Annotated in this window: 13 protein-coding genes and 1 riboswitch; of the genes, 1 reads left to right on the top strand and 12 read right to left on the bottom strand. The window is 64.9% G+C overall.

The genetic code is table 11. The annotated features are described in order from the left end of the window. From VSX60_RS16005 to VSX60_RS15950, 12 genes are all read right to left on the bottom strand, one after another. Window positions 1-1,390 (bottom strand): methyl-accepting chemotaxis protein (locus VSX60_RS16005; RefSeq protein WP_327625256.1); only part of this gene is annotated, 1,390 nt, incomplete at its 3' end. 487 nt (window positions 1,391-1,877) lie between these two features. Continuing rightward, a complete protein-coding gene (gene thiD / locus VSX60_RS16000; protein WP_327625255.1) occupies window positions 1,878-2,657 on the bottom strand; it encodes a bifunctional hydroxymethylpyrimidine kinase/phosphomethylpyrimidine kinase in 780 nt (259 codons plus the stop codon). Next, window positions 2,654-3,298: a thiamine phosphate synthase gene (locus tag VSX60_RS15995; protein WP_327625260.1), complete on the bottom strand. Its 645-nt coding sequence runs from the start codon at window positions 3,296-3,298 to the stop codon at window positions 2,654-2,656. The genes thiD and VSX60_RS15995 overlap by 4 nt, the downstream gene beginning before the upstream one ends. A gap of 26 nt (window positions 3,299-3,324) precedes the next feature. Further along, on the bottom strand, window positions 3,325-4,095 hold the full coding sequence (locus VSX60_RS15990; protein WP_327625254.1) for a thiazole synthase: 771 nt from the start codon (window positions 4,093-4,095) through the stop codon (window positions 3,325-3,327). Between the two features lie 11 nt (window positions 4,096-4,106). Further along, window positions 4,107-4,304, bottom strand: coding sequence for a sulfur carrier protein ThiS (gene thiS / locus VSX60_RS15985; RefSeq protein ID WP_327625253.1), 198 nt, complete (start codon window positions 4,302-4,304; stop codon window positions 4,107-4,109). Then, complete coding sequence (locus VSX60_RS15980; protein ID WP_327625252.1) at window positions 4,301-5,278, bottom strand: FAD-dependent oxidoreductase; 978 nt, start codon at window positions 5,276-5,278, stop codon at window positions 4,301-4,303. The genes thiS and VSX60_RS15980 overlap by 4 nt, the downstream gene beginning before the upstream one ends. Window positions 5,279-5,282: 4 nt before the next feature. Continuing rightward, a complete protein-coding gene (gene thiC / locus VSX60_RS15975) occupies window positions 5,283-7,112 on the bottom strand; it encodes a phosphomethylpyrimidine synthase ThiC (RefSeq protein WP_327625251.1) in 1,830 nt (609 codons plus the stop codon). A 151-nt stretch (window positions 7,113-7,263) separates the two neighbouring features. Then, window positions 7,264-7,381, bottom strand: a riboswitch (TPP riboswitch). 91 nt (window positions 7,382-7,472) lie between these two features. Beyond that, window positions 7,473-8,318, bottom strand: coding sequence for a carbohydrate ABC transporter permease (locus VSX60_RS15970; RefSeq protein WP_232845747.1), 846 nt, complete (start codon window positions 8,316-8,318; stop codon window positions 7,473-7,475). Window positions 8,319-8,389: 71 nt separating this feature from the next. Continuing rightward, window positions 8,390-9,322, bottom strand: a complete 933-nt coding sequence (locus VSX60_RS15965) for a carbohydrate ABC transporter permease (RefSeq protein WP_327625250.1) — start codon at window positions 9,320-9,322, stop codon at window positions 8,390-8,392. Window positions 9,323-9,444: 122 nt separating this feature from the next. After that, window positions 9,445-10,761 (bottom strand): ABC transporter substrate-binding protein, encoded by a 1,317-nt coding sequence (locus VSX60_RS15960; protein ID WP_327625249.1) that lies wholly within the window; start codon window positions 10,759-10,761, stop codon window positions 9,445-9,447. 138 nt (window positions 10,762-10,899) lie between these two features. Further along, a complete protein-coding gene (locus tag VSX60_RS15955; RefSeq protein WP_327625248.1) occupies window positions 10,900-11,964 on the bottom strand; it encodes an ABC transporter ATP-binding protein in 1,065 nt (354 codons plus the stop codon). A gap of 330 nt (window positions 11,965-12,294) precedes the next feature. After that, window positions 12,295-13,209 (bottom strand): D-alanyl-D-alanine carboxypeptidase family protein, encoded by a 915-nt coding sequence (locus VSX60_RS15950; protein ID WP_327625247.1) that lies wholly within the window; start codon window positions 13,207-13,209, stop codon window positions 12,295-12,297. A 225-nt stretch (window positions 13,210-13,434) separates the two neighbouring features. Here VSX60_RS15950 and VSX60_RS15945 point away from each other — a divergent pair, with 225 nt between their 5' ends. Beyond that, the gene (locus VSX60_RS15945) at window positions 13,435-14,319 is read left to right on the top strand and encodes an SMP-30/gluconolactonase/LRE family protein (RefSeq protein WP_327625246.1); all 885 of its coding nucleotides are present in this window, start codon (window positions 13,435-13,437) and stop codon (window positions 14,317-14,319) included. Window positions 14,320-14,452 lie beyond the last annotated feature (133 nt).

Raw genomic sequence — 14,452 nt, 5'->3', positions numbered from 1 at the left:
CGGCCTCGCCGGCCCGCGCCGCCTCGACGCCCGCATTCAAGGCCAGCAAATTGGTCTGGAAGGCGATCTCGTCGATCACCGAGATGATCTGGTTGATCTGCTCGGAGGACTTTTCGATCTGGCTCATCGCCGCAACCGCCTGGCCGACGATCTCGCCGCCCTTTTCGGCCTTGCCGCGGGCGGAACTGGCCGCCGTCTGCGCCTTGCCGGCGCCCTCGGCGGTCTGGTTCACCGCCGTCGTCACCTGGCCCAGCGCCGCAACCGTCTCTTCCAGGCTGGCCGCCTGCTGCTCGGTGCGCTGCGACAGGTCGTTCGACGCCGTGTTGATCTCCTGCAGGCCAGACCGGATCGAGCCGATCGAGGTGACGACACCGCCGATCGCCTCTTCAAGGCTGGCCACGCTGTCGTTGAACTTCGCCCGGATCGGCTCGAACTCCGCCGCCACCGGCTCGGCCATGCGCACCGTCAGATCACCGTCCGACAGCCGCTCGAAGCCGACTTCGACCATGCCGACGAAGGTCCGCAGATCCTCGGCCTTGGAATTGTCCAACGCCGCCTGGCGGTTCTTCGCCTGTTCCTGGTCGATCCGCGACGCCTCGGCCTCGCTCTCCAGACGCTCCTGCTCGATCGCCGCCTGCTTGAAGATCTCGACGGCCGCAGCCATTGCCCCGACCTCGTCCTTGCGATCTGTTCCCGCTATCACAACGGTCTTGTCTCCGTCCGCTAGCCGCCGCATCACTTCGATCATGGCGTTGATCGGAGACGCTATTGAACGGGACAGAACATAGCCCATTATTGCCGCGATTAGCAGGGCGACCGTCGCACCAAGGAAGAGCGTCATTTCGGCAGCCAACGTCGCGGCATGCTTTTCTTCCATCCGCGTAGTGACGATCTGTTCCTGCGCTTCCTTGATCTCCGCCACGATGCCTCGCGCCTCGGCCAAGGTCGAGGTTGTGGTCAGATCGATCGCTTGCTGTCGCGTCATCGGGTTTCCGGCAAGGGCGATCTGCCGCTCGGCCGATTGCGCCTGCCAGTTCGTGACGAATGCCTCCAACCGATCCAGACGCGCCAGTTGCTCCGACGATACGGTGTTGCCACGGAAGAAGGCGGCACTTTCCAGAAAATCGGCTTTCGCCTTCTCATAGGCCTTGGTGAATTTGTCTTCGCCCGTCAAAACGAAGCCCCGCACGGCGTTCTGCTGCTCCACCATCGTTTCGAGGATGACCTCCGCCTTGACGTTGAGGCTGAAGCTCCGCTCGTTCGCGGCAACGCTCGCCTGAACGGATTCCAAATCCCTGTAGACCAGATAGTTCGCGACCACCGTGGTCACGATAATCGCGGCGAACGCGATCAAAAGTTTCCGCGAGATGCGAATGTTGTTCAACGTCATTTTTCTCTCTCTTCCCGCGATAACGCGAGTAGTACTGTCGGTCAGCCTATCGCTTTGGATTGGTTAACAACCACTTAACCAGATCGGCGCTCACCGAGCGGAACGTGTTCCGCCGGCAGGTGTGTCTTGCCGCTCGCCAAAACTTCAGCCTTGAGGGGGATCCTTTCCGAGACAGGGGCAACATCGTCGAAATTGATTACGAATTCGTTCTTGGGAGCCTGCTCGGATGCCCCTGTGGCGTCCTTCCGGAAAGATCGAATCCGATAGTATTATGATAAGAAATGAAGATTTTTCGGAAGACTTAGGGAAACATTTCCAGCCCTTATTCGGCAGGTATTTGCCTCGTCCGGAGATTGCGCCGAAACACGACCCGCCTTCATCGGAGGGAGAAATGGTATCCAGGCCAACTTTACGACGAATCCGGAGAATGTCGTTCCGCAACCCTGCCAATCGGGAGGAGAAAGATCGGCCGCCGAAGCAAAGACGGTCATCCGATATGCGCGTTCTCTTTGACGACCGCACGTTCAAACCATTCGTCCATCTGGATCTTCCCACTGCGGCAAGATGTCGCGAGGGTTTCGCCACTCGCCAGAGCGATAGCAATCCGCGTCGACAGCATGCAGCCGGTGCCGCGAATCGCGACCGGGCGACGCGGCGAGGCGAAGCGATCCGGCGTGTCGCCGCCGGACTGAAACAGCAGATCCACCGCGGCGTCGCCTTGGTCATGGCCGCCCTTGACGAGCACAGCCTTTGTGCCGGCCCCAAGGAGGACGCCCGCCTGCTCCGAGATCGTCGCGGGCGGCGCGGCGTCCAAGATCGCCGCCGCCAGAATTTGAAGCTCGGGCAGATTCGGCGTCAGCAAGGTTGCCCGCGGGAGCATCCGCTCGATGAAGACCGCCATCGCCGCATCGTCGAGAAGCCGGCGGCCGGAACTCGACGACACGACCGGATCGATAACGACGGGCAGGTCAGTGTATTCAGTCAGCGCCGAGGCGACCGCTTCGACGGTGGCCGCCGAGCCGAGCATACCGATCTTGATGGCGCCGACTGCCCCATCCTCCAGCGCCAGCCGGATCTGCTCGCGCAGAATGTCCAACGGAACCGGATGGATGGCGGTCACCTGACGGTCGGATTGCGCCGTCACCGCCGAGAGTGCAAACCGCAGCGTGGCGCCAAGGTCATGCGCGGCGCGAATGTCGGCGGCGATCCCGGCCCCGCCGGAGGAATCCGAGCCGGCGATCGCCAGCACCACAGGCGAGGCGCTCAAGCGCTGTCCGTCCCTGCCGCTTCGGGCTCTCCGCCCGCGCGCCAGCGCCGGGTCGCAGCGATCCATTCGCGGGTCCGCCCCTCCGGGTCGGCGTTTCGGGTGATGTCGGTAACGACGGCGGCGCTGTCGGCACCATTCTCGAACACCTCACCGAGCCGCGCGACAGTGAGGCCGCCGATCGCGACCAGTGGTATGTCGCCGATCGCCGCGCGCCAGGCGGCGAGCTTTGCCGGGGTCTGCGGCGCCCAATTCATCGCCTTCAGAATGGTCGGCCAGATTGGGCCGAGCGCGACATAGTCGGGCTCGGCCGCAAGCGCGGTTGCAAGCTCGACCCGGTCATGGGTCGACAGGCCGAGCTTCAGCCCGGCGCGGCGGATGGCGGCACGATCGGCATCGGCCAGATCCTCCTGCCCGAGATGGACGACATCGCAGCCCTCCTCGATCGCCAGGCGCCAGTGGTCGTTGACCACGAGCTGGCAGGCATTGGCCTCGCACACGTCCCTTGCGCGGCGAATTTCGGCGCGCAGCCGCCGCGCGTCCATCGCCTTGGCTCGCAATTGCACCAGTCTGACGCCAAGCGGCACCAGCCGCTCGACCCAGTCGGCGTCGTCGACGATCAGGTAAAACGGATCGAGCCCGATCCGCGTGCCCCCATCCATTGTCGCGCTCATGCCAGCAGCGCCCTGCCCAGCACCGGCGTCGACGGCGCGGCCATGTCGCGCGGCTCCAGCGCGCCCGCCTCGTAGCCGAGCCGCCCGGCCTCGACCGCCAGCGCGAAGGCGCGCGCCATCGCGACCGGATCGCCGGCCTTGGCGATTGCGGTGTTGAGGAGGACGCCGTCGAAGCCGAGTTCCATCGCCTCGGCCGCATGCGAGGGCACGCCGAGACCGGCGTCGACGATCAGCGTCACCTCCGGAAAATGCGCCCTGAGGCTGCGCAGCCCATAGCGGTTGTTGAGGCCCCTGGCCGAGCCGATCGGTGCGCCCCAGGGCATGAGGACGCGGCATCCGGCTTCGATCAAGCGTTCGGCGGCGACGAGGTCCTCGGTCGTATAAGGCAAGACCTCGAACCCCTCGGCGACGAGGATTCGCGCCGCGTCGACCAAGCCGAAGAGATCGGGCTGCAGCGTGTCGGCCTCGCCGATCACCTCCAGCTTGACCAGCGTGGTGTCGAAGATCTCGCGGCCCATCTGCGCGGTCGTCACCGCGTCCTTCACCGTATGGCAGCCAGCCGTATTGGGCAGCACCTGCACGCCGAGATCGCGGATCAGGTCCCAAAAGCCTTGGCCCGCCTTCGCTCCGGCACTCTCACGGCGGAGCGAGACGGTGACGAGTTCCGCTCCGGAGGCGCGCACCGCATCGGCCATGATCGCCGGCGACGGATAGAGCGCGGTGCCGAGCATCAGCCGCGAGGCGTGGTGGCGTCCGTAAATGTTCATCGACAAATCTCCTAGCCTCCCTGCATGGGCGCGACGATTTCGATCGCATCGCCGTCGACGACCGGTGTCGCCGGTCGGTCCTCTTTCGCCACGAAATCACAATTGCGCGCGGTGGCGACGACCGCGTCCGCCAGCCCGAGTTCGACCAGAAGAGCATCGAGTGTCGTCGCCGCGACCTCGCGCGGTTCGCCGTTCAGCTTGATCGTCATGCGGCGACCCTCCCGCTCTTGCCGAGCGCGAGATCGGCGGCCCGCCCCGCAACGTCCGGCGCCAGCAGAAATCCGTGGCGGTAAAGACCGTTGACCGAGATCACCCGTCCCTGCCGCGTCACCCGTGGCAGGTTGTCGGGAAAGGCCGGCCGAATCCCGACGCCGGTCTCGAGGATCTCCGCCTCGGCGAAAGCCGGGTGCAGCGCGTAGGCGGCCGACAAAAGCTCGACCGCCGAGCGCAGCGTGATCGCGCCCCGGTTTTCGCTCTCGATCATCGTCGCGCCAACCATGAAGATGCCGTCCACACGCGGCACGACGTAAATCGGCTGACGCGGATGCAGGAGACGGACCGGCCGCGACAGCATCACCTCCGCCGTCCGCAGCAGCACCATCTCGCCGCGCACGCCGCGCAGCTCCGGCAAGGCCTCGCGGGCGGCAAAGCCACGGCAATCGATGACCGTTTCGAGGCCCGCGGACGCAGCGCGCCCGTCCTCACCGAAATGGAATGCGACCCCCATCCCCTCCAGCCGCCGGGCCAGCGCCTTCAAGGCGCAGCGCGGGCACAGATGCGCCTCTTCGGCAAACAGCAGCCCTGCCTGGAACCGCCCGGCGAGGCTGGGCTCGAGCTCGGCGATCTCCTCTGCCCCGACACGGTCGAAATGGTCGGTGCGCCGGGCAAAACGGTCGAGCTCCGCCCGGTCGCGCGGCGGCGCCAGGACCAGGCTGCCCTGCCGCGCCACACCGGGGACGCGGGCCGCCCACCAGTCGGCGGCGCCGGCGCCGAGCCGGACCACCTCGGGCTCGGCGCTTTCGCGCTCGCACCACGGCGCCAGCATGGCGCCGGCGAGACGCGACGCCGCGCCCTCCCCGATGGCGGCGCCACGCTCGAACACCGTCACCGAAGCACCCCGCTCGGCGAGCACGGTGGCGGAGGCCAGCCCCGCGACACCGGCGCCGAGAACCGCGATCTGCATCGGCCTACTCCGCCGCTTCGCCGGCCGCGTTCGCCGGCATATAAAGATCGCCGCCCTCACGGTATTTGCGGGCCATCTCCTCCATCCCCTCTTTCTGCGCCTCGGCGCGGATATCGTGGGAGATCTTCATGGAGCAGAATTTCGGGCCGCACATGGAGCAGAAATGCGCCGTCTTGTGCGCCTCCTTGGGCAGCGTCTCGTCGTGCAGCGAGCGCGCCGTTTCCGGATCCAGCGAGAGGTTGAACTGGTCCTCCCAGCGAAACTCGAATCGGGCCCGCGACAGCGCGTCGTCGCGCAGCTGCGAGGCCGGGTGACCCTTGGCGAGATCGGCGGCGTGGGCTGCGATCTTGTAGGTGATCACCCCGACCTTGACGTCGTCGCGGTCGGGCAGGCCCAGATGCTCCTTCGGCGTCACGTAACAGAGCATCGCCGTGCCGAACCAGCCGATCATCGCCGCGCCGATGCCGCTGGTGATGTGGTCGTAGCCCGGCGCGATATCGGTGACCAAGGGCCCGAGCGTATAGAACGGCGCCTCGCCGCAGACCTTCATCTGCAGATCGACGTTTTCCTTGATCTTGTGCATCGGCACATGGCCGGGGCCCTCGATCATCACCTGACAGTCCTTGGCCCAGGCGATCTGCGTCAGTTCGCCGAGCGTTTCCAGTTCGGCGAACTGTGCCTTGTCGTTGGCGTCGGCGATCGAGCCCGGACGCAGGCCGTCGCCGAGCGAGAAGGACACGTCGTACATCCGGCAGATGTCGCAGATTTCCTCGAAATGCTCGTAGAGGAAGCTCTCCTTGTGGTGGTGCAGGCACCATTTGGCCATGATCGAGCCGCCGCGAGAGACGATGCCGGTGACCCGCTCGACGGTGAGCGGGATGTGACGCAGCCGCACGCCGGCATGGATGGTGAAATAGTCGACGCCCTGCTCGGCCTGCTCGATCAGCGTGTCGCGATAGACCTCCCAGGTCAGATTCTCGGCGATCCCGTCGACCTTCTCCAGCGCCTGGTAGAGCGGCACGGTGCCGATCGGCACCGGCGCATTGCGGATGATCCACTCGCGGATGTCGTGGATGTTGCGGCCGGTCGACAGGTCCATGACCGTGTCGGCGCCCCAGCGGATCGACCAGACCATCTTCTCGACCTCTTCGGCCATCGACGAGGTCACGGCCGAATTGCCGATATTGGCGTTGATCTTGACCAGGAAATTGCGCCCGATCGCCATCGGCTCGAGTTCGGGATGGTTGATGTTGGCAGGAATGATCGCCCGGCCCGACGCCACCTCGTCGCGCACCCATTCGGGGGTGATGAAATCGGGGATGGTGGCGGAAAAGGGATGACCGTCCCGCTCCAGCTGGGCCTTGGCCTGCTCGCGCCCGAGATTCTCGCGGATCGCGACGAACTCCATTTCCGGAGTGACGATGCCGGCGCGGGCATAGGCGATCTGGGTGACGGCCTTGCCGCTCTTCGCCCGCAGCGGTGCATGGGAGACAGGAAAGGTCGGAACGCGCTTGGCGTCGGAGGTAACGCCATTGTCTTCCGGCCGGACCACCCGGCCGGCATAGTCCTCGACGTCTCCGGCCGCGAGCGTCCAATCGCGCCGCTTGCGGGGAAGGCCGGCGGCGATATCGGTTGTTGCCGTGTCGTCCGTATAGGGACCGGAGGAATCATAGACAGTGACCGGCGGCTCGCCGGCGGTCGGATGCACGGAGATCTCGCGCATCGGGACGCGGACTTCGGGGTGGAGCGTACCGGCGCGCCAGATCTTGCGGGATGCTGGCAGCGGGCCGCTGGTCACGGTGGGGGCAATAACGGTGGGAGTCTGGGCGTTCATAGGCTCTCCTGTTCGACAAGGAGATCCAGTTCCGCGGTTTGGGTAAGATTGGGCCGCTTCACACCGGGGTTTCCCGATGCCTCTTCCCCGATTGTCGTCGCCAGAGAACGCGCCGCGTAGGCGGCGGGTCGTCAAAGGGGAAAACGGATCGGGAAGCGGCTCACTCCATCCCTACGCCAGTGTCAACTGGATCAGGTTCGTAGGGTCGCCGCGCGCTTCTTGAGCCGTCGGCCTCTCAGTTCCTTGCCGGAACTCCCCTTGGACGAGCAAACGCTATCAATTCAGCGGCCAAAGTCAACGGCGATCTGCGCCGACCTGGAGACCGGACCGCCAAATGTCGTGAAAGCACCGCGGAAGCGCCTATTCCTTCACCGCGCCGGTCATCGACGAGACGTAATAGTCGACGAAGAAGGAGTAGAGGATGACGACGGGGAGCGAGCCGAGCAGAGCCCCGGCCATCAGCGCCCCCCATTCGTAGATGTCGCCGCGCACAAGCTCGGTCAGCACGCCGACCGGGATTGTCTTGTTCTCCGACGAGGAGATGAAGGTCAGCGCGTAGATGAACTCGTTCCAGGACAGCGTGAAGGCGAAGATGCCGGCGGAGATCAGGCCGGGCACGGCCAAAGGCAGCACCACCTTGGTCAGGATCTGCCAGCGCGTCGCCCCGTCCACCAGCGCGCTCTCTTCCAGCTCGAAGGGGATGGTGCGGAAATAGCCCATCAGCAGCCAGGTGCAGAACGGGATGAGGAAGGTCGGATAGGTCAGGATCAGCGCCAGCCGGGAATCGAAGATGCCGACATTGAAAACGATGAAGGCGAGCGGAATGAACAGGATCGACGGCGGCACGAGATAAGCGAGAAAGATCAACAGACCGGTGACCCGCGCGCCGGTGAAGCGCACCCGTTCGATCGCGTAGGCGGCGAAGACCGAGGCGGCCAGCGCAATCGCCGTCGAGGCAACGGAGACCAGCATGGTGTTCCACAGCCAGCCCGGATAGGAGGTCTCGAAGAGCAGGAAGCGGATATGCTCGAGCGTCGGCTTGACCACCCAGAACGGGCTATAGTCGGTATAGTTGGTCAGCTGGTGGTTCGGTTTTACCGCCGTGATCGCCATCCAGTAGAATGGGAACAGCAGCACGAACACGAACACCGCCAAGGGCAGATAGACCACGAGGATGCGGCGCGGCAGCGAGTTGAACTGCTGCATGCCTTCGGTGTCGTCATGCACGGCGACGGTGCGGCCGGGAAGCGTTTCTTGGCTCACGGGGTCATATCTCCTCAATCGGCCGCGCCCTGCTGCCATTTGCGTCGCTGCAGCCCGAAGAACGAGAACAGGATCGCGGCGAGCAGGAAAGGAATCATGGCGACGGCGATCGCCGCGCCCTCACCGAGCTGGCCGCCGGGAATGGCGCGCTGGAACGAGAGCGTCGCCATCAGATGCGTCGCGTTGACCGGGCCGCCGCGCGTCAAGACGTAGATCAGCTGGAAATCGGTGAAGGTGAACAGCACCGAGAAGGTCATCACCACGGCGATGATAGGCGTCAGCAGCGGCAGGGTGATCTTGGTGAAACGCTGCCACGGCGTCGCGCCGTCGAGCGCCGCGGCCTCGTTCAGCGATTGCGGGATCGTCTGCAGCCCCGCGAGCAGCGAGATCGCCACGAACGGAATGCCGCGCCAGACATTGGCCGCGATGACCGAGGCGCGGGCCTTGTTCGGATCGCCGAGGAAGTTGATCGGCGTGTCGATCCAGCCCCACTGCATGAGCACCCAGGAAATGATCGAGAACTGTGAATCGTAGATCCACCAGAAGGCTAGCGCCGACAGGACTGTCGGCACCACCCAGGGCAGCAGGATGATCGCTCGGAAGAAGTTCTTGAACGGCAGGCGCTCGTTGAGGATCAGAGCCAGCCAAAGGCCGAGCACGAACTTCAGCACCGAGGCGACGAAGGTGTAGAGGACGGTGTTGTAGACCGACAGCCAGAACACCGGATCGTCGAATAGCCAGGCGTAGTTTTCCAGACCGACGAAGACGCCGGTGCGACCGATGGTCGTATCGGTAAAGCCCAGCCAGACGCCGAGCCCGAGCGGATAGGTGAGGAAGAACAGCAAGAAGATCGCCGCCGGCAGCATGAACAGCAGCCCGAGGCCGTTCCGGCTTTGCACGAACCGGCGCAGGATGGATGGCCGCGGTACCGCCTGGACGCTCGACATCGCTTGCTCGTTCCTCTTTTGCTGCCCGGCCCACGGGATCGGGTAAATCACGCCACATCGCTGCGGTCTTGATGGTCGAAAACGCCAAGGGGCGCCAGCGATCGCCGGCGCCCCTCGTTTGGTTAGCGGTAGTAGCGGGCGATACGCCGCTCGGCGTTGGCGATCGCCTCTTCGGCCGTCCGTTGACCGGTGACCGCCTCCGCAAACATGTCGACGACCACATAGTCGGCCATCACGCCGGCCGACGAGGGTCCGAGCGGCCCGGCAAAGCCGTTCGGGCGCAAGCTCGCCGACGCCTTGGAATAGGGCTCGTGGATCGGGTCCGAGGTCCAGATCGGATTGTCGGCGAACGCCTTCAACGGCTGGCAGCAATAGGCGCTGGCACCCTGAATCCAGGCGTTCATCTGATCGGGCTGGTACATGAAGGCGATGTAGGCCTTGGCCGCCTCCGGGTATTTGGTGTGCTTGAAGACGTTGATCGTCGAGGTCTGGTGCAGTTCCACCGACTTGCCGACCGGACCGATCGGCAGGTTGGTCGTGCGCATGTCCTCGGCGATCTCCGCCATCGCGGGGTCTTTCTTGGCGGCGTAGTAGAGTGAGACTCCGTTTGCCGTCAGCGAGATCTGTCCGGCCAGAAAGGCGCGGTTGTTGTTGATGTCGAGCCAGCTCTCGGTGCCCGGGATGAAGGTCGCGTAGAGCGCCTTGGCGTATTCGATCGCGGCTTTGGTCTCGGGGCTGTCGATCGCCGGCTTACCACTCTCGTCGACGGTCATGCCGCCATGGCTCCACAACAGCCAGTGCGCGTAGTTGTTGCCGTCGCCGACGGCCTTGCCGTGCGGGAATCCGGCGGGCGTGCCCTTGGCCTGCATCGCTTTGCAAAGCTCGAGGAAGCCGTCGGTATCTTGCGGGAACTCGTCGAACCCGGCCGCCTTCATATGGCTGTCGCGATAGCAGATGGCGTTGCCGATCGCGGTCAGCGGGACGGCGATGAACTTGTCGCCCTGCTTGGCGTAGCCTTCCAGGCCCTCGTACCAGCCGCCGCTCTGCTCGCCGAGCGCGGTGGCGACGTCGGTGACGTCGACGAGCTTGTCGGGATACTGGAACGGATCGTCGAACCAGCTCATCACCATATCGGGGCCGGAGCCGACATTGGCCGCGACAGCCGCCTTGGGACGCACGTCCTCCCAGCTTTCCTGGTCGATCTGGACCTCGACGCCGGTCGCCTCGGTAAACGCCTTGGTGTTGGCGTTCCAGGCTTCTTCCTCACCGGACACGAACGGCACCCAGCGAAGCAGCCTGAGACTTGCGCCCTCTTCCGGCTTGAATTCCGGCATGGCCCCTTGCGCGAAGGCGCGGCCATTTCCGAGCATTCCGCCGAATGCCGCGCTCGCCGCGAGGCCCGCCGTACCCTGTAGAAGTGTTCTGCGATTGATCGTCATTGCTATCTCCTCCTCTTGAGCGGAAGCGCTCCCTGCACTCTCCGTCGGCGGCCTCCCGCTGCCGCGACGGTCTGTCTGGCTTAGTCTCTCATTGTTGGCATCGACAGGCCGCTTAGGCCAGACGCGTGCCGACTGAGATCACTCCGAGACGCGCGCCCCGGACTTGGCGTCGAACAGATGCACCGCGTTCGGGTCGATCGACACCCGCAGCTCGTCTCCCGGCCCTTCGGAAATGCGCTCACGGAAGACGCAGATTATCTCGGTCTGGCCAAGCTTGGCGATGACGTGGGTCTCGGAGCCTGTCGGCTCAACCACCTCGACCTTGAGCGGCACGTCACCGCCGAGGCTCATCCCCTCCGGTCGCACGCCGTAGATCGTCTCGCGTCCAGGCTCGACCTTGCCCGGCCGCGCGATCGGCAGTCGATGTCCATCGCCCGTGACGAAATATGTTCGGTCGTCCGGATCGGCCGCGCCGGTCACCATGTTCATCGCCGGCGAGCCGATGAAACCAGCGACGAAAAGATTGTCGGGACGGTCGTAGAGCTCCAGCGGCGTGCCGACCTGCTCGACGATCCCGTCGTGCATGACGACGATCTTGTCGGCCATGGTCATCGCCTCGATCTGGTCGTGGGTGACGTAGACGGTGGTGGTCTTCAGGCGCTGGTGGAGATTCTTCATCTCGGAGCGCATCGAGACGCGCAGCTTGGCGTCGAGATTCGACAGCGGCTCGTCGAACAGGAACACCTGCGGCTCGCGCACGATCGCCCGCCCCATGGCGACGCGCTGGCGTTGGCCGCCGGAAAGCTGGCGCGGATAACGGTCGAGCAGATGGGTCAGGCCGAGGATTTCGGCGGCGGGCTTGACCCGGGCTTCGATCTCGTTCTTCGAGGCACCCTTGAGCATCAGCGAAAACGCCATGTTCTCCGCCACGGAAATATGCGGGTAAAGCGCATAGTTCTGGAAGACCATGGCGATATCGCGGTCCTTCGGCGGCAAGGCATTGACCACCCGGTCGCCGATCAGGATCTCACCGGAAGAGATGTGCTCCAGCCCCGCGAGCATGCGCAGCAGTGTCGACTTGCCGCAGCCCGACGGGCCCACCAGCACGACGAACTGCCCCTCCTCGATATCGATCGAGACGCCATGCAGCACTTCCACCGGACCGAACGCCTTGCGCACGTCCCGGAACGTCACCGATGCCATTCGCTTCCCCACAATGGATTCTTTTCGTTGCCGGCATACTGTCCGCTTCGGCCACACAACGCAATCGGGCCTGTCGTCTTTCGTATACCTTAATTGCAAAACGCTACGATCTGCGGGCTTTTGCAAGCGATTTTTGTCGATCAGCGTCCGGTGATCGAAGAATCCACTGTCGACCCCGCCGGGGCATCCCGTCAATGGCGGATTCCCGTTTGCCGTGCGGGATCAGCCGGCCGTTGCCGGGCCAGAGCCTCGAACGGCGAGAAAACCAATGTCGTAGCTGTCATATTGCCGGATCGCCGGACTTTTCGCGAAGCCGGCCGGGCGCCAGACTCAGCGCTCGGCGAACTGGGCAGCGCCGAGATATTGGTCGATCAGCGCGGCCACCTTGGCGTCGCGTTCCTTGCCTTTTTCGCCGCCCATCACGACGACGATGATCCGGCGTCCGCCGCGCTTGGCGGTCGCGACGAGGTGGAAGCCTGCGTCGCGGATATAGCCGGTCTTCAAACCGTCGACGCCAGGCACCTTGCCGAGAAGCTTGTTCGTCGCCTTGAAGCTCTTGCCGCCATATTCGAACTCGGTCACGCTGAACAGCGGCGCATACTGGGGAAAGCGCGACAGCAAGGCGCGGCCGAGCGTCGCCATGTCGCGCGCCGTGGAGATCTGGCGCGGATCGGGCAGGCCGGAGGCGTTGGCGAATTGCGTCCGGCTCATGCCGAGGGAGCGGGCCTTCGCCGTCATCGCCGCCGCGAAACCATCTTCCGAGCCGCCGAGGTTTTCCGCGATGACGGTCGCGACGTCGTTGGCCGACTTCACCGCGATCGCCTGGGCTGCGTCGCGGACGCGGATCGTCGATCCTGCTTTGAGGCCGATCTTGGCCGGCGGCTTCGACACCGCGTTTTCGCTGACCACAAGCTCGCTGTCGAGCGAGAGCCGACCTTCGCCGATCGTCTCGAACAGCAAATAGAGCGTCATCATCTTGGTCAGCGAGGCCGGATAGCGCAGGCCGTCGGCCGCCTCCTCGTAGAGCGTGCGGCCGATGGCGTAATCGAGGACCAGCGTGGACTGCCCGCGAATCTCCGCTTCGCCGGCGAGCGCACTGGCCGCGCGTGGCCCACTCGCCGACATCAAGCCGGCGGTCGTCAGCTCCGTCGACTGGCAGGCGACGAGCGACAGCGCGAGGAGCGCGGCGATCGTCGCTTTGAAGGGCGCGACCAGGCCGGGCCGGGCGAAAAGACGGAACGTCACAGGGGCGGGGCTCTCGATTGGGTTGCCGGGAGCTAGTTGGCCACGGCGCTGTCTGTCAAACTAACCCTGCGATCTTGAATCTTGTTTAACGACCAATGTGTTGCGGAGGGCACATCGGAGCGACGAGCGCCGGGAGCGGCCTGGGCAAATCGCCGCCCGTCGCGCCGGATCGACAGGACCGGGCGAACCGGCCATTCTTGGTTGATAGAAAAGTCAGGACCGCCGATGACCGACGCCGATATTTCCGTCAGCCTCTATTGCGACATCGCCTGCCAGCTGGGCGAGGGTCCGACCTACGATCCGGCGACAGACACCGCCTGGTGGTTCGACATCGAGGGTCGATCCCTGCTCGAAAAGCGCGGCGACGCGGCGCAAGCGACCGTCCATCCCCTGCCTTTCATGGCGAGTGCCCTCGCCGTCATCGATACCGAGCGCCAGCTCATGGCGGCAGAGGACGGTCTCTATATTCGCGAGACGGCGACCGGGCGACTGTCGCTGCATCGGCCGCTGGAGGCCGACAATCCGGCGACGCGTTCGAACGACGGCCGCGTCCATCCGTCCGGCGCGCTGTGGATCGGCACCATGGGCAAGACGCACGAGAAGGGCGCTGGCGCGATCTACTGGTATCGCGACGGCGAATTGCGGACGCTGTATTCCAACGTCACCATCCCGAACGCGATCTGCTTCTCGCCCGACGGTCGCCTCGCCTATTTCACCGACACCACCATCAACCGTCTGATGCGCGTCGCGGTCGACCCACAGACCGGCTTGCCCACCGCCGAGCCCACCCTGTTCTTCGACCAGCGCGGCGGCAAGGGCGGGCTCGACGGCGCGATCTGCGATGCCGACGGTGTGATCTGGAACGCGCGCTGGGGCAACGGCACGGTCGACGCCTATTCGCCGGAGGGCGATCGCGTTCGGACCATCGCGATCGATACCCGGCAGGTCACCTGCCCCTGCTTCGTCGGGCCGAAACTCGACCGGATGATCGTCACCTCGGCCTGGTCCGGCCTGTCGGACAAGGCCAGAACGAACGATCCACATGCCGGCAAGACTTTCCTCATCGACCTTCCGATGCGAGGCCGCCCCGAGCCGAAAGTCCTGCTATGACGAAGCGCCGGGTCGACGCCGCTCTTCGTTAGGGGAGAAGACCGACGTTTGATCGGGTAGGGTCGGAGGCCGCGCGTCGTCCTCATCTGGCGGCTTTCCTCGCGCGCGGCGAAGCCGTAAGAGGACCTTGGCA

It is taken from the genome of Aurantimonas sp. A3-2-R12, assembly GCF_036016755.1.
Lineage (GTDB): Bacteria > Pseudomonadota > Alphaproteobacteria > Rhizobiales > Rhizobiaceae > Aurantimonas > Aurantimonas coralicida_A.
This window is presented reverse-complemented; position numbering and strand designations above follow the sequence as displayed.